General features: G+C 46.4%; 15 protein-coding genes and 1 tRNA gene. 6 read left to right on the top strand and 10 right to left on the bottom strand.

What is annotated here, in order from left to right; translation table 11 throughout:
• Window positions 1-89: 89 nt before the first annotated feature.
• Genes hisB through NG821_RS08165 form a run of 3 tightly spaced genes read right to left on the bottom strand, consistent with a single transcriptional unit; the run spans window position 90 to window position 2,791 of the window.
• On the bottom strand, window positions 90-1,166 hold the full coding sequence (hisB, locus tag NG821_RS08155) for a bifunctional histidinol-phosphatase/imidazoleglycerol-phosphate dehydratase HisB (protein ID WP_252761165.1): 1,077 nt from the start codon (window positions 1,164-1,166) through the stop codon (window positions 90-92).
• Window positions 1,138-2,049 carry an MFS transporter gene (locus tag NG821_RS08160; protein ID WP_252761166.1) on the bottom strand — a complete coding sequence of 304 codons (912 nt, stop codon included), beginning with the start codon at window positions 2,047-2,049 and terminating at the stop codon, window positions 1,138-1,140. Before NG821_RS08160 ends, hisB begins: the two co-directional genes overlap by 29 nt.
• The gene (locus NG821_RS08165; protein WP_252761167.1) at window positions 2,030-2,791 is read right to left on the bottom strand and encodes an RNA methyltransferase; all 762 of its coding nucleotides are present in this window, start codon (window positions 2,789-2,791) and stop codon (window positions 2,030-2,032) included. Before NG821_RS08165 ends, NG821_RS08160 begins: the two co-directional genes overlap by 20 nt.
• 265 nt (window positions 2,792-3,056) lie before the next feature.
• Between NG821_RS08165 and tamL the strand changes: the two genes are divergently transcribed.
• Window positions 3,057-5,249: a translocation and assembly module lipoprotein TamL gene (gene tamL, locus NG821_RS08170; protein WP_252761186.1), complete on the top strand. Its 2,193-nt coding sequence runs from the start codon at window positions 3,057-3,059 to the stop codon at window positions 5,247-5,249.
• Here tamL and NG821_RS08175 read toward each other — a convergent pair.
• On the bottom strand, window positions 5,203-5,700 hold the full coding sequence (locus NG821_RS08175) for a hypothetical protein (RefSeq protein WP_252761168.1): 498 nt from the start codon (window positions 5,698-5,700) through the stop codon (window positions 5,203-5,205). The genes tamL and NG821_RS08175 overlap by 47 nt on opposite strands.
• A gap of 88 nt (window positions 5,701-5,788) precedes the next feature.
• On the opposite strand from NG821_RS08175, the gene NG821_RS08180 reads away from it, so the two are divergent.
• Both NG821_RS08180 and NG821_RS08185 read left to right on the top strand, forming a co-directional pair.
• Complete coding sequence (locus tag NG821_RS08180; RefSeq protein WP_252761169.1) at window positions 5,789-6,658, top strand: MBL fold metallo-hydrolase; 870 nt, start codon at window positions 5,789-5,791, stop codon at window positions 6,656-6,658.
• Window positions 6,658-7,476, top strand: coding sequence for an MBL fold metallo-hydrolase (locus NG821_RS08185; RefSeq protein WP_252761170.1), 819 nt, complete (start codon window positions 6,658-6,660; stop codon window positions 7,474-7,476). The genes NG821_RS08180 and NG821_RS08185 overlap by 1 nt, the downstream gene beginning before the upstream one ends.
• A gap of 481 nt (window positions 7,477-7,957) precedes the next feature.
• On the opposite strand, the gene NG821_RS08190 is transcribed toward NG821_RS08185, so the two are convergent.
• From NG821_RS08190 to NG821_RS08215, 6 genes are all read right to left on the bottom strand, one after another.
• Window positions 7,958-8,031: transfer RNA gene (locus NG821_RS08190), tRNA-Cys, on the bottom strand.
• A 264-nt stretch (window positions 8,032-8,295) separates the two neighbouring features.
• Window positions 8,296-10,764, bottom strand: a complete 2,469-nt coding sequence (feoB, locus tag NG821_RS08195; RefSeq protein WP_252761171.1) for a ferrous iron transport protein B — start codon at window positions 10,762-10,764, stop codon at window positions 8,296-8,298.
• Between the two features lie 186 nt (window positions 10,765-10,950).
• A complete protein-coding gene (locus tag NG821_RS08200; protein ID WP_252761172.1) occupies window positions 10,951-11,676 on the bottom strand; it encodes an ATP-binding cassette domain-containing protein in 726 nt (241 codons plus the stop codon).
• Window positions 11,677-11,691: 15 nt separating this feature from the next.
• Window positions 11,692-15,054, bottom strand: a complete 3,363-nt coding sequence (gene secA, locus NG821_RS08205; protein WP_252761173.1) for a preprotein translocase subunit SecA — start codon at window positions 15,052-15,054, stop codon at window positions 11,692-11,694.
• Window positions 15,055-15,134: 80 nt separating this feature from the next.
• Window positions 15,135-15,542, bottom strand: coding sequence for a hypothetical protein (locus tag NG821_RS08210; protein WP_252761174.1), 408 nt, complete (start codon window positions 15,540-15,542; stop codon window positions 15,135-15,137).
• Window positions 15,532-16,731: an Lnb N-terminal periplasmic domain-containing protein gene (locus NG821_RS08215; RefSeq protein WP_252761175.1), complete on the bottom strand. Its 1,200-nt coding sequence runs from the start codon at window positions 16,729-16,731 to the stop codon at window positions 15,532-15,534. Before NG821_RS08215 ends, NG821_RS08210 begins: the two co-directional genes overlap by 11 nt.
• 203 nt (window positions 16,732-16,934) lie before the next feature.
• Between NG821_RS08215 and NG821_RS08220 the strand changes: the two genes are divergently transcribed.
• Genes NG821_RS08220 through NG821_RS08230 form a run of 3 tightly spaced genes read left to right on the top strand, consistent with a single transcriptional unit; the run spans window position 16,935 to window position 20,203 of the window.
• Entirely contained in the window at window positions 16,935-18,233 is a 1,299-nt protein-coding gene (locus tag NG821_RS08220; protein WP_252761176.1) for a hypothetical protein, read from the top strand.
• Between the two features lie 38 nt (window positions 18,234-18,271).
• Entirely contained in the window at window positions 18,272-18,892 is a 621-nt protein-coding gene (locus NG821_RS08225) for an LPS export ABC transporter periplasmic protein LptC (protein WP_394802073.1), read from the top strand.
• Window positions 18,893-18,943: 51 nt separating this feature from the next.
• Window positions 18,944-20,203 (top strand): hemolysin family protein, encoded by a 1,260-nt coding sequence (locus tag NG821_RS08230; RefSeq protein ID WP_252761178.1) that lies wholly within the window; start codon window positions 18,944-18,946, stop codon window positions 20,201-20,203.
• Window positions 20,204-20,229 lie beyond the last annotated feature (26 nt).

A 20,229-nucleotide genomic window follows, 5' to 3' on the forward strand; every position in this document is an offset into this window, starting at 1 on the left:
CAAGGATAATCAATTCTTGACAAGCTAGTGGAAATTAAGCTACTGTTGAATATAAAAGAAGGAGTCATGATCATGACTCCTTTCTGTATTTAAAGGACACCCTTCGAACTCGGCAGTTGGTAGTGATAGATATCCCTCCTGACCGCCATTTTCAGTGATCTTGCCAGAGCCTTGAAGATACCTTCGATCTTATGGTGCTCATTAGTACCTTCCGCCTTGATATTGAGATTCATCTTGGCGGTATCACTTAAACTCTTGAAGAAATGCATGAACATCTCAGTAGGCATTTCTCCTATCTTTTCTCTTTTGAATTCAGCATCCCATACCAGCCAAGGTCTTCCGCCGAAATCCAAGGCGACCTGACAGAGGCAGTCATCCATAGGCAGGCAGTAGCCATACCGTTCGATGCCGCGTTTGTCTCCAAGGGCTTTCAGTATGCACTCTCCTAAAGTCAGGGCCGTATCTTCTATTGTATGGTGCTCGTCGACATACAGATCACCGTGAGTGTGAATGGTCAGGTCCATCATCCCGTGTCGGCCGATCTGCTCCAACATATGATCAAAGAAGCCGATGCCTGTAGAGATGTCGCATTTCCCCGTTCCATCCAAATTCAGTCTCACATCGACATCCGTCTCTTTCGTCGTCCGTCTCACTTCTGCGATGCGTTCTCCCGCAAAGAGGATCTCTGCGATCTTATCCCACGTCATGCCGTCTTTCCCCAAGATCAGACATTTGCAACCGATATTTTTGGCCAGTTGCTCGTCGCTTTCACGGTCACCGATCACATAACTGCCGGGGATATCATAGGCCGGGTCATTCAAGTATTTGAGGAGCATGCCGGTACCTGGTTTCCTCATGGGAGAATGGTCTTCAGGGAAGTGACTGTCGATGAGTTGATCATCAAAAGTAATCCCTTCTCCTTCAAAGGTCTGAAGGATAAAGTGGTGGATAGGCTCAAACTTTTCCTTAGGAAAGGCTGGAGTTCCCAATCCATCCTGATTGCTGACCATTACAAACCTGAAATCCAAATGACTTCGGATGAATCCGAGGTTCTTGAAAACACCTTTGGTAAATTTTAGTTTCTCAAACGAATCGACTTGTTCGTCTTCGGGTTCTTCGACGAGTGTTCCGTCTCTGTCAATAAAGAGTATCTTGTTTTTTTTCATTTTGTTTCGGCATCAGTTCTTTCTTGTTTTCCTCTTGTGTATCTATAGAGCCATAGACATATATATAAGTCACAATGGCATATATCATCAAACCTGAAAAGAGGAGTGTCGTCAAGGCGAAGACGATGAATGACAGAACCGGGAAATATCCCGGGAGATTAGAAGGATCCCCCATGAACAGTCCCATCTGCGAGGAAATCTGGGCAAGGATGAGGACAATGGCCGGCAGTGCGACAATGAATGTCAGTATGCCGATGAGAATGAGGAGCAATAAAGAAGTTATGAACAACATTCCCCATCGATGTAATCCTGTGGAAAAATGTTTGAAGAACTGCTTCCATTTTGCCTCAGGATCCATCATGTATTTCGGGGCGATATACAGCAGAGGGATGAGTACGAGGCAAAAGAGGGCCAAACAGATCAGAGCATAAATGCCGAAAATAGACATGTTGGCGATATGGGAGAGCGTGCGTCCTCCGATCACAAGAGTCAGGAGTTTCTTGAGTCCTACGGCGACAAGGCAAAGGACAACGTCTGCACAGACCGTGATCAGAAAATACTGGACATATCTCCATAGGTTCTTCTTTCTGCCGTATCCGTTGACGGCATTGAAGACATTACTGAAATAGAATATCTCGGCAATGAGCGTACCGGCATAGATAATGGTCTGGAAAATCCATGATGCCCAAGGATGCGTGATCCCCCAGTTGTGCAGGCTCAGGTTAGGCAGTCTGAAAAAGATGCAGAATGCCCCTAGAACTGAAAGTACGACTGCCGGTATCCAAGTCTTCTGGATCAACGGCTTGATGTTTTCTGTCACGAAATTGCGAGCGTCACGCAGGCATGCCGTAAAACTGCGGTTCTTATTGATGTCTATTTCCATTTCTTCTGAATTCTGAACAAGTTATTGCTGTCGCTATTGCCACGTTGAGACTGTCTGCCGTGGGTCTTCCCTCGGGATAGTTGGGAATCAGCAGACGGTGATTGATCAGTCGGGACACTGACTCGGAGATCCCGTTGCCTTCATTGCCCATGACCAACAGACCATTAGAGGTCAACGGTTCCGTATAGATGTCTTTTCCATCCAAGAAAGTACCGTATATGGGTGTATCTGTAGAAAGACCTGCTATGTATGCCAGTAAATCGGTATAGAGGAGGTTCACCCTCGCTATGCTTCCCATCGTCGCCTGGACCACCTTGGGGTTGTAAACGTCAACAGTATCGAGAGAACATACGATGGACTCGATGCCGAACCAGTCGGATATACGTATGATGGTCCCCAAGTTGCCCGGGTCCTGAACGCCGTCGAGCGCCAACGTCAATTCCTTGTCAGGGTGAGGAGTTTGGGGAACTTCCCGTTGGTCGAACACAGCGAGTACATTCTGAGGATGCTGAAGGAAACTGACTTTTTTCAATTCTTCCTCACTCACTTCTACATAGGTCGTGAAGAGAGCTTTTTCCTGTCGGCTCATCCATTCCTTTGTGGCAATGATGGTCTTGGCAGGTTGTATGGCGAGCAGGTCTCCCACGACTTTCGGGCCTTCAGCCACAAAGACTTTCTCTTGATTCCGGATCTTTTTATGATCTAGAGAACGGATGTACTTTATAGTTGCTTTGCTGATCATTATTCCCCGACTTGTAGGTTCCTGACACTTTCCATGAAAGAAGTTCAGCCCTCGTTAAAATGCCGATACCCTTTCATTATTTGCAAAATTACGCAATTTAATTGAAACCGAGAAACCGTGGTGTTAGAATTATTCTTAATGCGAAAAAAACTCTGTTAACGGGGCAGGCTTGAGGCAAAAATTCATTACCTTTGCAAAAAATCAAGTACAAGTGGATACGAACTTATTAAATGCTGGACTTCGGAAGAAGGCCTGGATACTTATTATGCCGGGTCTGCTTTTTTTTATCCTTCTTCTTCTTTCATCATGCTCGCCCACGAAGTTTGTGCCTGATAAGAAATATCTGTTGACTAAGGTGGAGCTCAAGTCTGACCGCCAAGATCTCGATCCTTCTTCTCTCGAACCTTATATCCGCCAGAAAGCAAATTCCAAATGGTTCTCGGCTTTCAAGATCCCTTTGTACACGTATGCGCTCTCAGGAAAAGATTCCACGAAATGGCTGAACAGGGAATTGCAGCGGATAGGGGAGCGGCCAGTCATCTATGATACGCTTCAGGCGCGCCTATCCTGTCAGGATTTGGAAGCGGCTATGCATAACCTGGGTTTTATGAACGCCCGGGTAAGTCTTGACCATCGGGTCAAAGGTAAAAAGATTCAGTTGACTTATCAGTTGCATCCCGGGGAGGCTTTCACGATAGGAAAGGTGGATTATGTCATTGATGACGATTCCATAGCCCGTCTTCTTCGTATGGACGAAGAAAAGAACAGGGGCTTGCATCCGGGAATGAAATTTACAGTGACTGCCCTTCAGAATGAGCGGAGCCGTGTCACTGCCCTCCTGAATAATTTAGGATATTATCGTTTTCATAAGGAGTTTATTCAGTATTCCGCCGACACTTTGCCGGGGAAGAGGGATATCGCCCTGACTTTCCACTTGATGAAATACCGTGAGAATAATGATGCTCCCGAGACCCTTCACCCCCGGTATAAGATTCGCTCTGTCCAGTTCCTGAGCGGTGATTCAGGGAAGATCCATCTCAGAGAGAAAATCCTTGAAGAGAATACGGACGTGAAGGCAGGGGATTACTACAGTGCCCTTGACTTGCAACGGACTTATCGCAATTTCAGTCGCCTTCAAGCCGTGAAATTTACGAATATCCGATTCAAGGAGTTGCCGGATTCGGGACTCTTGGATTGTGGCATTCAGATCAGTACGAACAAACCGTCTTCTATCTCTTTCCAACCTGAGGGGACGAATACGGCCGGGGATCTCGGAGCCGCAGCGTCACTGACTTATACGAACAGGAATCTCTTCAGGGGCAGTGAACAGTTGAGTATAGCACTGCGTGGGGCTTACGAGGCAATCACGGATTTGGAAGGGTACAAGAATCAGGACTATCAGGAGTATTCCATTGAGACCAAGTTGTCTTTCCCGAGGTTTCTCGTTCCTTTTACGTCCCAACCTTTCAAGGATCGTCAGAATGCCTCCACGGATTTTTCCGTGGGATGGGATTTCCAGAACAGACCGGAGTTTCACCGCCGTGACTTTTCCATGACCTGGAGTTATCGCTGGAGCAATCCTCAGCACCACATTACTTACCATTTTGATTTCCTGAACTTGAACTATGTCTATATGCCTTGGATCTCTGAGACGTTCAAGCATGACTATCTGGACAGTGTCTCCAACCGCAATGCGATCCTCAGATACAATTATGAAGATCTTTTCATTATGCGCATGGGGTTCGGCCTGAGTTATTCCAATGGCAAGGACGCTGTGCGTGCGAATGTGGAGACCGCAGGAAACCTGCTTCAGGGGCTTTCTTCGATGTTCAACTTTCATACGAACAGCAGCGGGCAGCATACGCTTTTCGATATTGCCTATGCCCAGTATGCCAAATTTGATTTTGACTATACGCGACTGTTGCATTTCGATACCCGCAATGCGCTCGCCCTGCATGGGGACTTCGGCATTGCAGTACCTTATGGCAACAGTGATATCCTGCCTTTTGAAAAACGCTATTTCTCCGGTGGGGCCAATTCTGTCAGAGGTTGGGGAGTACGTGAACTCGGTCCCGGAAAATTCAGGGGAACTGACGGAAGGATTGACTTCATCAATCAGACGGGAGATATGAAACTGGATATGAATGTGGAATACAGAACCTTTCTGTTCTGGAAACTTTATGGGGCTGCATTCGTGGATGCCGGGAATATCTGGACACTGCGTAATTATGCGGACCAACCCGGAGGGGAATTCAAATGGAATACATTCTATCAGCAGATTGCAATGTCGTATGGACTGGGACTCCGGTTCAACTTCAATTATTTTATATTACGCTTTGATATGGGTATCAAAGCTATTAATCCCGCTTATACGACTCAGGATGAGCACTATGCGATCTTTCATCCTGATTTCAGTCGTGATTTTGCTTTTCACTTCGCGGTAGGCCTTCCATTCTGACCTTCCAATGGTTGTCTTCAAAGACCATCGATAGGCGGAACCGGGCTTCAGGTATAATCTTGGCTTTTTTACCCAAGGTATCCATGCTGACGAAATCCTTGACCGTAAGTAGGATATGGGCAATAGAGTCACCCGGGAAATGGATCTTTTCTATTTTATAGGAAGCACCGTCCGACTTGTTCTTGAGAATATCAATATCTGATTCGCGTACATTGGATGCGGCATATCTGAGCCATATCCGGGAATCGGTCGTGCAATATCCTGCAGCCTTCTCGAATTGCCAGTTGAAATAGCTCATGGCAAATGAGTCAGCATCAGCTTTCAGTTGTTTGTCATCTCCGGCATGATGAGGCCGGCAGCCTGCGGGAATCGTGAGAATCGTGGCTACGGCTGCGCAGAGTGAGAGCGCACGAAAAGATGACGGGAGAATATCTGAAATCTTAAAATTCATAATGAAACTGTAAATCGTTCTCACAAAGGTACTGAAAATTTTTGTTTTCTTGATCTTTTTTCGTAATTTCGCAGCAAATCGTTTTATAATGTTGAAATTTATTGCCGTCGGTAGCGGGAGCAGTGGCAATTGCTATTACCTGACTAACGGGACGGATTCTTTGTTGATTGATTTAGGAGTAGGAATAAATGCCTTGAAGAGGTGTTTCAGAAAATATCATATTGATTTTGATTCTGTGGATGATGTCCTGATCACTCATGACCACTCAGACCATATCAAACTTGTCGGGCGCCTGAGTGGGGAGTACCATCTGCCTGTCTTTGCCACAAGAGCGGTGCATGAAGGGATAGACAGAAGCGTCGAGCACATGCGGGAACGCTGCTTGGCAGGACCGAAAAAGCGAACTTCCGGCCTCCTACAGCCTATTCTCCCAGAATGTCGCAGGTATGTAGAGAAGGGTGTCCCTTTCATGTTGGGAGCTTTTCGCGTTACGCCTTTCGGTGTTCCGCATGACAGTTCTGACAATGTGGGTTATGCCATAGAATACGATGGAATAATGTTCTGTCTGATGACGGATATCGGGCATCTTACAGAAGAGATGAAGGCCTATATCAGTAAGGCTGATTATCTGGTCATCGAGGCTAATCATGATCGCGATTCCGTCATGAACGGTCCTTATCCTGCCTATCTGAAGGAGCGGATTCTGGGCGCAACGGGTCATCTGAGCAATAAGGAATGTGGCCAGGCTGTAGCAGAGTATGCTTCTAGCCGGCTCCGACATATCTGGCTGTGTCATCTGAGCAAGACCAATAATTCTCCTGCACTCGCCTTAAGCGAGGTGAAGGAGATGATCCGCACGACAGTAGAAAATGTACAGGGCCGTGACTTTATGTTGAACGTGCCTATAGATGTCCTGGAACGCGGGAAGATGAGTGACCTTTTTGAATTGGCTGGATAATGTTCCGATTTATTTCTTTCGGCAGTGGGACCAGTGGCAATTGCTATCTGCTCTATACGTCTTCAGATGCCCTCCTGATTGATGTGGGGGTAGGACTGCGAGGCTTGAAAAAATACTTTCATGATTATGGTTTGGATCTGAGCATGGTCCGGCATGTACTGGTCACACATAATCATGCTGATCATGTCAAGTCGGTGGGGAGTTTCAGTACAACTTTCAATGTCCCTGTGTATGCAACGGCGAAAGTGCATCGTGGCATCAGGGAAAATGTCTGTGTGCGGAAGAAGATTCCCCGTGTTCTCATACGGACGATTGAGAAAGATACCACTTTCTTGTTGGGTGACTTTCAGGTTACACCTTTTGAAGTGCCTCATAATAGTCCTGAAAATGTGGGTTATCTGATCAAGTCGGAAGGCGTGACCTTCTGTCTGCTGACAGATGTCGGGTCCTTGAATCCCGGTATCCGACATGCCATCAGTAAGGCTGACTATCTGGTCATTGAAGCTAATTTCAACATAGATATGCTGAATAGGGGACCTTATCCTGAAGGGATGAAAAAACAGATCTTGAGTGATACTGGACATCAGAGTAATGTGGATTGTGGAAAAGCGCTTTCGGAGAATGCTTCGGATAATCTACGACACATCTGGCTCTGTCACCTGAGCGGGACGAATAATTCCCAGTCGACGGCGCTTTCGGATGTCAGGGAGGTGATAGAGGAGGCTGTCAGGGTTGATCCTTCTCGCCGGTTTCTTTTGGATGTTCCTATTGATGCCTTGTCCCGTAAGATTCCCAGTGAGATTTTCAATCTGAAATGATAGGGGTGGGAATTATTCTGATATTGGGGTAGGTATACTTCTGGAATTTGCCTTGGGGACTGTCATTCCGCCCCCGATTATTCGCAATGACGAGTACAGATTCTTTCCGGTCACACGGCCCTACTTTTCTCGATGACCGGGATTGGAGTTCTTGAAAACTCGTTTTTTCAAAAAAATAAATGAAGTGTTTTTTCGTATTGTAGGAAAGTCTGATAGGCGAGGAAACCTATCGGTTTCCCTTAATGTTTTGTCGTTTTTTGACGATGTAAAAGAGACCTCGTAACCATAGTAATACCTGCCCTCATAGTTTCGAGAAAGTCGGCGTCTTGTTTCTCGAAAGAGACGTCCAAGTTTCTCGAAACTACCAAGTGCCCTTTCTCGATGGTTCCCAACGCTTGATTTCCCACCGAAGGTAAGATTGAAGGAATAGCTTAAGACGAAAAAAGGAAGGCTTCAAACTGAAGTCTTCCTGATCATCCTTTGGAGGTACCAAGCAGAGTCGAACTGCTCTCCACGGTTTTGCAGACCGTTACCTAACCGCTCGGCCATGGTACCATTCTGATTTACGGATGCAAAGGTAGGGTTTTTATTTTACTTTGCCAAATTTTTTCTTGGCTTTTTCTTATTTTTTTGGCAGGTATCGTAGAAGGCACACCCTGCACAACGGTAATCTTTGCAGACCAGATTCCGTTTTATAGTTCTGTATGTGCTTATCCCTATGTAGGTAAGGGCGGCAAGCAGAATGATTCCGATAATGATATATTGTAGAGTCATATTCTTTACGGTTTTAAGTAAAATGCTCAGTCCTGTTTTCTGTAGCTATATCACAAACAGACCTATCTGGAAAACTATAGCACTGACGATCCATGCTAACACGCACGTGTATCCGGCTGTAAATCCTGCCCATTTCCAACTCCCCGTTTCTCCTTTTATGGCTGCAATAGTCGCGATGCAGGGGACATACAACAGTACGAACAGGAGGTAACAGTAGGCTGTAAGACCTGCTATGCGATTCGCCTGCGAGATGCTTATTCCATCTGATTGGGCTATATCTTTGACCATTTGTTGATGGATCATTTCTGATCCGCGGGGGCCTTCTGTAGCGTTCCCCTGATTTGCATAGAGTACTCCAAGGCTGGATGCGACGATCTCTTTGGCTGCTATTCCCGCAATAAGACCGACATCTAGTTTCCAGTTGAACCCCTGAGGACGGAAAACTGGTTCAACAGTGTGTCCGATCTTGCCAAGGAAACTCTGTTCTTGTTGTTGCTGAGCTGTAAGGTTCTCCGGATGGGGGAAATAGCCTAAGGCCCAGATGATGATACTTCCGACCAGGATGACACCACCCATCTTTTTCAAGTACTGTTTCCCTTTTTCCCAAGTGTGACGGCCCATCGCTTTCCATGTAGGGAAACGGTAGGGGGGGAGTTCCATTACAAATGGCGTATCTTCTCCTTTAAAGAAAAGTTTACCGAACAACAGACTCATCAGAATGGCCATGATGATGCCAACGAGATAGAAAGAGGTGAGGATGAGCCCTCGGTATTTCAGAGGGAAGAAGATTCCGCAGATCATGACATAGATAGGTATACGTGCCGTACAACTCATCATCGGAATGATCAGCATCGTGATCAGACGTGAACGTTTGCTCTCTATTGTCCGCGTAGCCATGACAGCCGGTACATTACACCCGAATCCCATAATCAGAGGGATGAAGGATTTACCGTGAAGTCCCATCTTGTGCATCAACTTATCCATGATGAAAGCTGCCCGGGCCATATATCCTGAGTCTTCCATGAAGGAGATAAAGAAATAGAGGATGAGAATCTGTGGCACGAAGACGATTACAGCTCCCACACCTCCGATGATACCGTCTACTATCATGGCTTTTATCGGACCGTCCGGCATCGTCGCGCTGATTATATTCCCCAACCCGTTGATGCCCTCTTGCAGCCATTCCTGCGGATATGATCCAAGTACAAATGTGGCTGTGAATATCACAAAGAGAATTAAAAAGAAGATAGGGAATCCTATCCATTTATTGGTAAGGATCTTATCTATCTGATGAGTGAGCTGGTAGCTGTTTTTCTTCTTGCCGGTATGGTAACCGGCTTCCTCCAAGGCGCCATGAATGAATCCGTATTTGGCATCCATGATTGCTGTTTCACTGTCTTCCTCTGTTTCTTCCTTGACTCTGGCTGCGGCTGTATCTCTATGGGCAAAGATCTCTTTTGCATCCGGCAGTTTGGAGACAATGCTCTCCACGTCCTTGTCCATCTGTAGGAGTTTGATAGCGAGGTATCTAGTGGAATAACTCTGGCGGATATCCGTTTCTTTCTTCAGGTGTTCCTGAATCTCTTTGATCCCGTTCTCGATCTCGTGTCCGTGATTGATATGGATGTGGCGGTAATGCGGGTCACTGCCTTCTTCCGACTCATAGACTTGAATGATTTCGTGGAAGAGTTCTTTGACACCCTTTCCGCTTTTGAAAACGGTCGGTACCATGGGTACACCCAACAGTTCACTTAATTTGTCCCGGTCGAAGATGTCACCACGCTGATTGGCTTCGTCATAGAAATTCAAGGCTACGACCATGCTGATGTGCATGTCAATCAATTCAGTGGTGAGATAGAGATTACGCTCAAGGTTGAACGAATCAACAACATTGATGACCACATCGGGTGTCTTCTCAATAAGTTGCTTACGTACGTAGATCTCTTCGGGCGAGTAGGCTGATAATGAATAAGTTCCGGGTAAGTCGACCAGATTGAATTCATAGCCCTCAAATTTAGCGTAGCCTTCTTTTGCATCTACCGTCACTCCTGCGTAGTTGCCTACACGCTCATGAGCTCCGGAAGCAAAATTGAAAAGAGAAGTTTTTCCACAGTTGGGGTTTCCTACCAGTGCTACGTTGATGACACGGTGTCTTTCGTCTGCCGCCTCTTCCCATTCCTTATTGATGAAAGGACGGTCATCAGGGTCAGTGGCGTCTGCCACTGTACGAAGTGTTTGTTTTCCGGCTGAGGCCTGTTTTTGTTTCTCCTTTTCGATAATTCTTGCCTCTTCCAGAGAGATTACCTCTATCAAGGCAGCTTCGCAATGTCTGAGAGATACCTCGTATCCCATTACCCTGTATTTTACCGGATCCCTCAGTGGTGCATTAAGAAGGGCTTCTACTGTCTTGCCCTTGATAAATCCCATTTCTATGATCCTTTTGCGAAAACCGCCATGACCGGATACTTTTACGATTACTGCTTTTTCTCCGGTTTTGAGTTCTGATAATTTCATCTTTTACCGTTTTACCTATATTTGGTTGCAAATATAAACATACTTTATAGGACTAGGACAGAATTGCGTCTGTAATATCTGAAAATACCTACAAATAATGAGGGGAAAACAGTATGTTTGGCCCTTCTACTCTCTTGTAGCAGTGAAGATAATGCCTGAAATGATGTGTGTATGCAATCAGAAAGTTTATATTTCAAAATAATCATCGAGTTCTTGATTTGCGGAACCATTTTCATTGGTAAGGTCCTTGAGCACATATCCTTTCTCCATAAGAATGATTCGGTTACTGATTTCAACAGTATGTTGAAGATTATGGCTGGATACGATAATGGTTGCCTTCGTCTCCTGTAAATAATTCGTCAGTAGCCGTTTTAGATAGTTTTGGCTTGATGGATCCAGGAAATTGAACGGTTCATCGAGAACGAGGAGTTGAGGCCGGTTGATCATGGCACCGACAATACCGATCTTTTGTTTGTTACCGGCAGAGAAATCCCTTATGAGTTTTTTCTGTCCCATGATTTCATCTCCCATGAAGTCGTGGAAAGAAGCGAGTTGCTCGTAGAGTTGTTCTTTAGGGATATTATTGACTTTAGCTACGAATTCAAAGTATTCTTCAGGGGTGAGAAAGTCTATGAGAAATCCTTCATCAATATAGGCACCGGTGAAAGGCTTCCATTCTTCCGATTTGGCTGGATCAATACTTTGGTTCTCATCTTCAATCTGATAAATGAGATGAACATACCCCTCATCACTTTTTAAAAGGTCAAGCATTAATCGGAACAGCGTTGTCTTTCCGGCACCATTGTTTCCGACAAGACCGATAATTTCTCCTGAAGACAACAGAAGTTCGGGGATATTGACTGCTGTCTTTTCCCCGAACTTCTTGATGAGATGATGGAGTTCTATCTTCATAATCTCTGTTTGTTTTTAAAATAAGTTTTTCCCGTGGCAGTACTTGAATTTCTTTCCGCTTCCACATGGACAAGGATCATTCGGACGTGGCATCTTTTCAGCCTTATAGGGGGTGTGGTTACGCATCGGTGCACCTTCATTTCGGGTATCCTGGCGCATTGCAGCTTGTTGAGCTGCACGCCCGGAACGTCCTGTTTCATCACCGAGGTCATTCTTCTGTTCAATGTAACGTCTGGAGTGCTGCTCTGGTGCTGCCTCTTGTACCTGTTGCTGCATTTCCGGAATCTGCCCACGCATGAGGATCTCTGCGATACGATTGTTCATTTCATCGATCATGGAGTCCCATACTTTGACACTCTCGAGCTTGAACACCAGTAACGGGTCTTTCTGTTCATAACTTGCGTTCTGGACAGAATGGCGCAGATCATCAAGTTGGCGGAGATTCTCTTTCCATTCATCGTCAACGATATGGAGCATAATAACCTTTTCAAACTGTTTGACTACAGATTTTGCTTCTGTGTCGTAGGCCTCTTTCAGATCACATGGAATATTGTAGACACGTTTGCCGTCCGTGATTGGTACCATGATCCGCTGGTAAATCTGTCCCTGTTTTTCATAGACATCTTTGATGATCGGCAAAGCTACAGACTGGATACGGTCTGTCTTCCGCTTGAAGTCTGCCATGGCTGACTGAAAGGCACGTTCTGCCAGATCGTTCTTGTTGCCGTTCTCGAATTCGTCGGCATCGAATGGAATTTCCATTGCCAGGACTTTGAGGAACTCTTCCGAAGCACCTTCGAAGTCATTGTTGTTGACGATGTTCACGACCCGGTCCCAAATGATATTGGTAATATCCATTCCGATCCGTTCGCCCATCAGAGCATGACGGCGTTTCTCATAGATCACGGTACGTTGCTTGTTCATGACATCGTCATATTCCAGCAAGTGCTTACGGATACCGAAGTTGTTCTCTTCAACCTTCTTTTGGGCACGTTCGATGCTTCTCGAAATCATCGGACTCTCGATACGTTCGCCTTCAGAGAATCCCAGTCTGTCCATAACTTTCGCAATACGTTCAGATCCGAACAGACGCATCAGTTTGTCTTCAAGGCTCACGTAGAACACAGACGATCCCGGATCACCCTGACGACCTGCACGACCACGCAACTGGCGGTCTACACGGCGGCTCTCGTGACGTTCCGTACCGATGATGGCAAGACCACCGGCAGCTCTGACCTCAGGGGTCAGTTTGATATCAGTACCACGACCTGCCATATTGGTAGCGATCGTAATGACGCCCAGCCCGTTCTCACTGCGGCCGGCCGAAGCAACGATCATAGCCTCTTTCTGATGGAGTTTGGCGTTCAACACATTGTGAGGAATATCACGCATCTTGAGCATCTTGCTCAACAACTCGGATATCTCTACAGAAGTTGTACCTACCAAACAAGGACGGCCACTCTCCCTCATCTTGACGATCTCGTCGATGACAGCCTTGTATTTCTCGCGGGCAGTCTTATAGATACGGTCTTCGAGGTCTTTACGAATGATAGGTTTGTTTGTCGGGATCTCCACGACATCCAGTTTGTAGATGTCCCAGAATTCACCGGCTTCCGTGCTGGCCGTACCAGTCATACCTGCGAGTTTGTGGTACATTCTGAAATAGTTCTGCAGCGTAATGGTCGCATAGGTCTGTGTGGCAGCCTCTACCTTGACATGTTCCTTAGCCTCGATAGCCTGGTGCAGGCCATCGCTCCAACGGCGGCCTTCCATGATACGGCCGGTCTGCTCGTCGACGATCTTCACTTGTCCGTCCATGACGACATATTCATCGTCCTTGTTGAACATCGTGTAACCTTTGAGGAGTTGCTGCAGGGTGTGTACGCGTTCGCTCTGGACACTATAGTGTGTTAGCAGATCGTCTTTCATGTCAACGTACTGCTCATCAGTATATTTTCCGTCTTCTTTCTCTTTCTCCAAGTTTGACAGTTCACTGGCAATGTCAGGGAGCACGAATAGTTTGGGATCATTGGTCTGCCGGGAGAGCCAGGCGTCACCTCTGTCCGTCGTGTCGGCGGAATTCAGTTTCTCGTCTACGACGAAATAGAGCGGTTCGATGGCCTTTGGCATTTCCCTATTGTTGTTTGCCATATAGTACTCTTCCGTCTTGAGCATTCCAGCCTTGATACCTTCTTCAGAGAGGTATTTGATCAGTGGTTTGTATTTAGGCAGAGCTTTGTAAGACCTGTAAAGAGCGAGGAAACCTTCGTCCAGTAATTTCTGGTCATTGCTCTGTTTGCCCTTCGTGATTTTCTGTCTGGCTTCAGCCAACAGTTCAGTAGCCTGTCTGCGTTGTACCTCATAGAGGCGCTCTACCAGCGGCTGGTACTCTTCGTACATCTGGTCGTCCCCTTTGGGGATAGGACCTGAAATGATCAGAGGGGTCCGGGCATCATCGATGAGCACGGAGTCGACCTCATCGACAATGGCATAGTTGTGTTTGCGCTGCACGAGATCGTCCGGGCTGATGGCCATATTGTCACGCAAATAATCGAAACCGAACTCATTGTTGGTACCGAACGTCACGTCAGCCTGGTAAGCTTTGCGGCGCTGGGGGGAATTAGGTTGGTGCAGGTCGATACAGTCGACACTCAAACCGTTGAATTCATACAGAGGGCCCATCCACTGACAGTCACGTTTTGCCAGATAGTCATTGACGGTCACCATGTGGACACCTTTGCCGGTGAGCGCATTCAGGAATACAGGCAGAGTAGCGACAAGCGTCTTACCTTCACCGGTTGCCATCTCTGCAATCTTTCCTTGATGGAGTACGACACCTCCGAAAAGTTGAACATCATAGTGGACCATATTCCATTTGATCTTGTTCCCACCTGCTGTCCATTCATTATGGTAGATAGCCTTGTCACCCTTGATCGTGATGAAATCTTTCTGAGGGTCGGAGGCAAGGGTGCGGTCAAAATCAGTTGCCGTGACTACCGTCTCTTCGTTCTCGGCGAAGCGACGTGCCGTATCCTTCATGATACTGAATGCAATCGGCATGACCTCGTTCAGGGCCACCTCATACTTGTCGTCAGCTTCTTTGGTGAGTTTGTCTATCTGGTCGAAGATCGTTTCACGTTCGTCGATCGGCGTGTCTTCGATTTTTGCCTTGAGTTCTGCAATCTTATCCAGTTCGGGTTTGGCTGCATCCTGAACATATTTCTTGATTTCGTTCGTCTTAGCACGCAACTCGTCGTTGGTGAGTTTCTTGATGTCAGGGTAAGCTGCTTTGATTTTGTCCACATACGGCTTAATCAATTTCATGTCGCGTGCAGATTTGTCACCGAAAAGGGATTTGAGAAATTTATTTAAATTCATTTTTTAATTGATTGTTTCTTGAATGATGCGTGTCGGATTGGCACGCCTTGATTGATATGACATGATTTTTGAGGGTTGTCCTATACTGTCACTCTGTCGTTAGGTCCTCGGATGACGATGGAATCCTTGAAGGTCTGGTTGGCACTTTTGAGTGCCGGCTCTTGTTTATAAGCATATTTCCCGACTTCTATATAAGAGAGGATTCGAGGTTGGTAATTGAAAAAAGCATCTTTTTCCAGATGTTGTATTGGTGATGTCTGGTCACTCTGGGTCTTGATGATCCGGATGATTGACAGAATATCGTTTTCAAAGGCCTTCGTCTCCTGTGTCTGATTGACACCACTGTTGGAAATGCCCTCCAGAACCAGTTGCAAAGCAGAATGGTAAGCCTGGGTCTCCACACCTGTAGAGGCCAACAAGACCAGCATTGTGACAATGCAGTGATTGACGGCGTAGTCCTTGTGTTTTCTTTTTGATTCAGCGTTCATTCAGAGATTCCTTGTTTTGATTTTTTCGTTTCTCACGAAGTAACGTCATTTTGAATATGCATCTTAATAGCAAAATCCATGCCAGCAACGTCATTCCTTCCGCATAAGTTTGGAAGACGCCTCCGATGATCCCGAAAATCAGAAAGGTCATCCACAACTTCCATACAGGGTGTATGATGCCTTTCCTCTCATTCTTGATAAGCGGCCAGACGAAGAATAGGGTGAGGGGATTGAGGATAAGGATCTGAAAGTTCAGGCTGACCGTCGGATGCTGTGAGAAGATCATCAGGAAGATGATGATTCCCGGTATTCCTGTGAGGAGCGCAAGAGCCAAGTCGATGCCCCAATAGTTCTTTTTCTTGAAATACTCCAACAGACTCAGTCCCAGAAGGACAATGACGAAGGCGACAACTGCCATCCTGGGTGTAAACTGATTTCCCGGAACGAGGACTGCCGAAGGACTGACCAGATAAGTTGTCTTGCTGACGAAAGGTTGCTTCCTGCCGTTGACCACACGGAAAGTTTGTCCAAAATCGTCACTGAGGCGTTCTGGCAGGAATTCCTGTTCCTTATAATGAAGTGGGCGGTCAGCCTTGATGCCCAGAAGAAGGTCTTCGCCGAACTGATCCCATCTGTTGTTTTGGGTACACTTGTGAATCAGTTGTCTGTATGACGGATAGATTTTTGTTTCCCCCGGATTGCTCAGTTTGCTCGCTGCACCCAAAGGTTTTAGAAGGATGTCCCTAGCCCTTGTCGTACAGTTGTCATAGAAATAATTGTACCTGTACGTCCTATTTTCGGGGAGGTAGTTCTTTGAAAGCGCTTGGATAATCTGCCATTTCTCTCCAGGAGAGAGACGGAGCTGCTGTTCTTTCACCCAACGCCCTTCTTCCTGGTATTCCGCCAGAAAATCTGCCGTGCTCATCACGCCCATCTGATAATCAGTCAGTCCGAACACAAAGCGCAGTACGAAATACTTTTGGCTGAACGAGAACATGCCGTAGTTGGCCGAGTAGTCCGTACCGGTAGCACGGTCATTGACGCGAATGGCTGTGTGACCGTAAAGACTCCAGATCTCTTGCCCCGGGCCGCAGGTCAGTAAACTGATATCGACTTGCTCCATGTGCCTGAGAATATCCTCTGCAGGTGCGGTTTTCTCGCCTGTGGTTGCTGAGGCTGTTAAATTCATTAACAGTAAGCACAGCACGCCACAGAAAATGGATTTGAAACGTTTCACGATGCAAAAATAACTTTAATTTCTGACTTATCGTTCTTTTATCTCAAAAATTTTCAATACTTTTGCAAACAAATACGTTTACAATAATTTTGCAAACAAGACGTAGAATTACAAAGGTTCGTGACGAGTAAATTCCTAACTCTAAAAAAAAACGAATGAAGAAATTGATTCTGGCAGTCATCCTTTTGACTGCAATATCGCCGTCTGTATGGGCTCAAAGCGGCACAAATTCTCCTTATAGTGCGTATGGACTTGGAGAAATGTCCGAGCAGACTACCGGTTTTAACAGGGGCATGAATGGCGTTGCGTTAGGTTTTAGGGAGCATAATCAGGTCAATTACCTCAACCCGGCTTCTTATTCTGCAATCGATTCTTTATCGTTTATTTTTGATATGGGACTTTCTGGCCAGTTGACCCGTTTCAAGGAAGCTGGCAAATCTCTGAATGCCAAGAACGCTGACTTGGAATATGTGGTAGCAGGGTTCAGGGCTTTCAGACACGTCGGTGTCAGTTTCGGATTGGTGCCTTTCACGAATGTAGGCTATGACTATACGCTCACCGGCAATACTGGAGAGGCGTCGAATACGACTTATACCAATACTTATAACGGAAGCGGTGGCATTCATCAGGTGTACCTGGGTTTCGGCTGGGAGCCTTTCAAAGGCTTTGCCTTTGGTGTCAACGGTTCTTACCTGTGGGGAGACTACAGCCGTGGTATCTCCAATGCTTATTCAGATGCTTATGTCAATACGTTGACCCGAAATTATTCGGCTGACGTAAAAAGTTATAAACTGGATTTCGGTCTCCAGTATTCACATCAACTGACGAAGAAGGACGCCTTGACTGTCGGCTTGACTTACAGTCCGGGGCACAATATCGATGGACGTCCGAATGTCATCGTCACCTCGACGAATTCCCAAACGGGAGTTTCTGATGCCGACACGCTCGGGGGCAAATCCCTTCATCTGGATATTCCGGACATGTATGGTGCAGGTCTGATGTGGAATCACAATAACCAGTGGAAGATAGGATTGGATTATACCTTGCAGAAATGGGGCAAACTCAATTTTCCAATGCTGAACGAGAGCCAGTCTTCCACCAGTTATGTCATGCAAAGCGGGGTGTTGAAAGACCGTCAGAAAATGACACTGGGCGGTGAGTATTGCTACAGTGAGCGTGACCGGCGCTTTTTCCGCCGCATGAGATATAGAGCAGGTGTCTCTTACGCTACACCTTATACTACTATCAACGGAGCAGATGGCCCTAAGGAGTATTCCGCATCGCTCGGTTTTGGCATTCCTATTATCAACAGTATTAATAACCGTTCTTTCCTGAACGTGAGTGCACAGTGGGTGCACCGCATGGCTACAGGTCTGATCACGGAAAACACATTCAGAATCAATATCGGAATTACGTTCAATGAGCGCTGGTTCCAGAAGTTCAAGGTGGAATAATGAGAAAATCGGGTCTCGTCATTGTCTGTGTGATGTTGATGGCTTTCCTGGCAGCATGTCAGCAGGAAGTAGAGCATACTGCGCCGGCGATTCGTGACCGTGATTCAGTGCCGGTGATGACATCCTATGGGGTGAACGCCCTGATTTCTGATTCGGGCGTCATCAAATACCGTATTGTCACAGAGCGCTGGGAGGTCAACCAGAATCTCAACCCTTCTCGTTGGATTTTCAACAAGGGGGTTTTCCTGGAAGCTTTCGACGAGCATTTTCATATCTACAGTTATCTGCAGGCTGACACGGCTTATTACTATGACCGTAACCGACTGTGGGAGTTGCATGGAAGGGTGCGGATCCTGACTAAAGACGGGTTGCGCTTCTCGAGTGAGGAACTCTTCTGGGACGAGAATCAGCACGAGATCTATTCGAATAAATTCTCTCGTCTGGTTACCCCTGACCGTACGTTGGTGGGCGCTTATTTCAGAAGTGACGAGCAGATGACCAAGTATTTCGTATCCAATACGAAAGGCTCTTTCGTGAAGGGGAATATGATGTCAAGTGGCAATGATACCATGCGGACAGCACCGGACACAATGAAATCAAGATTGAGGCCGCAGGCTGTTCCGAGACCGAAAAATACGACAATACCTTTGACTCACTGAGGAGTAGGACTGTGATACCTGAATTTGACGTTTAATGAGAAAGGAGTATTCATGAACTTACCGCTTGTGGCAGGGATTATATTGACGATCGTGCTCTGTGCCTTCCTGAATGGAATGGAGATTGCTTTCGTGACCAGTAACCGGATGCTTGCGGAAATGGACAAGGATAAAAATGGACTTGTCCAGAAACTGCTTTCCGTTTTTTATAACCATCCCAATGGTTTTGTTTCGACGATGGTGGTGGGCAACAATATCTCCATGATTATCTATGGGATGTTCTTTGCCAAACTCTTTGATGCCACTTTGTTTCGGGATTTCGGACCAGCGTCGAGGGTCATCGGGGATACCGTCCTCTCGACACTTGTCATCTTGTTTACGGGCGAGTTTCTTCCGAAAGTCCTTTTTAAAAGCAATTCAAATCATCTTTTGGCGTTCTTCGCCCCAGTTGCCTATTTCTTCTATATACTCCTGTGGCCGATCTCTCATTTTGCCACTTTCCTGTCCAAGTTACTGCTGAGGTTGATCGGGGTAAAGTTGGATAAAGATGGTGATGATGACGGTTTTTCCAAGGTTGACCTCGACTATCTCGTGAGTTCCAGTATTGACAGTGCGAAGAATGACGGGTCTGTGGAGGATGACGTGAAGATCTTCCACAATGTCCTGGATTTCCCGGATACGAAGGTGCGTGACTGTATGATCCCCAGGACGGAGATCAATGCCGTGGATGAGAACTGTACAGAGGACGAATTGATGCAGATGTTCATTGAGAGCGGGAACAGCAAGATCATCGTATACCATAATGATATAGATCATGTTATCGGTTACATTCACAGCTCTGAGATGTTCCGAGATTCCTCGACCTGGCGAAAACGTATCCGCACAATGCCTTTCGTGCCGGAGACGATGGCGGCTCAGAAACTCATGCAACTGTTCCTCCAGCAGAAGAAATCTCTCGGTGTTGTCGTAGACGAGTTTGGTGGCACAAGTGGCATCGTCAGTCTCGAGGACGTTGTAGAGGAGATCTTTGGGGATATTGAGGACGAGCATGACAGTAACCACCTTATCGCTAAACGGATAGACAAGAATACGTACATCCTCTCGGCGAGGATGGAGATCGACAAGGTCAATGAGAAATTCGGACTGCACTTGCCGGAGAATGAGGACTATATGACTATCGGCGGACTCATCCTGTACGAATACAAGAGTTTTCCGAAACTCAACGAGGTCATCGAATTCGGGAAATATAAGTTTAAAATCATCAAGAACACAATGAAGAAGATCGAACTGGTCAAGTTGACTGTGGAGTGTTGACATAAGTCCCTTTGTCACGTGTATCA

Origin of the sequence: Segatella cerevisiae (assembly GCF_024054555.1) — a bacterium.
GTDB classification, from domain to species: Bacteria; Bacteroidota; Bacteroidia; order Bacteroidales; family Bacteroidaceae; genus Prevotella; species Prevotella cerevisiae.

Coding starts and splice junctions, on each gene's coding strand:
- hisB (WP_252761165.1), bottom strand. CDS start 1,166: ATGAAAAAAAACAAGATACTCTTTATTGACAGAGACGGAACACTCGTC.
- NG821_RS08160 (WP_252761166.1), bottom strand. CDS start 2,049: ATGGAAATAGACATCAATAAGAACCGCAGTTTTACGGCATGCCTGCGT.
- NG821_RS08165 (WP_252761167.1), bottom strand. CDS start 2,791: ATGATCAGCAAAGCAACTATAAAGTACATCCGTTCTCTAGATCATAAA.
- tamL (WP_252761186.1), top strand. CDS start 3,057: ATGCCGGGTCTGCTTTTTTTTATCCTTCTTCTTCTTTCATCATGCTCG.
- NG821_RS08175 (WP_252761168.1), bottom strand. CDS start 5,700: ATGAATTTTAAGATTTCAGATATTCTCCCGTCATCTTTTCGTGCGCTC.
- NG821_RS08180 (WP_252761169.1), top strand. CDS start 5,789: ATGTTGAAATTTATTGCCGTCGGTAGCGGGAGCAGTGGCAATTGCTAT.
- NG821_RS08185 (WP_252761170.1), top strand. CDS start 6,658: ATGTTCCGATTTATTTCTTTCGGCAGTGGGACCAGTGGCAATTGCTAT.
- feoB (WP_252761171.1), bottom strand. CDS start 10,764: ATGAAATTATCAGAACTCAAAACCGGAGAAAAAGCAGTAATCGTAAAA.
- NG821_RS08200 (WP_252761172.1), bottom strand. CDS start 11,676: ATGAAGATAGAACTCCATCATCTCATCAAGAAGTTCGGGGAAAAGACA.
- secA (WP_252761173.1), bottom strand. CDS start 15,054: ATGAATTTAAATAAATTTCTCAAATCCCTTTTCGGTGACAAATCTGCA.
- NG821_RS08210 (WP_252761174.1), bottom strand. CDS start 15,542: ATGAACGCTGAATCAAAAAGAAAACACAAGGACTACGCCGTCAATCAC.
- NG821_RS08215 (WP_252761175.1), bottom strand. CDS start 16,731: ATGAATTTAACAGCCTCAGCAACCACAGGCGAGAAAACCGCACCTGCA.
- NG821_RS08220 (WP_252761176.1), top strand. CDS start 16,935: ATGAAGAAATTGATTCTGGCAGTCATCCTTTTGACTGCAATATCGCCG.
- NG821_RS08225 (WP_394802073.1), top strand. CDS start 18,272: ATGGCTTTCCTGGCAGCATGTCAGCAGGAAGTAGAGCATACTGCGCCG.
- NG821_RS08230 (WP_252761178.1), top strand. CDS start 18,944: ATGAACTTACCGCTTGTGGCAGGGATTATATTGACGATCGTGCTCTGT.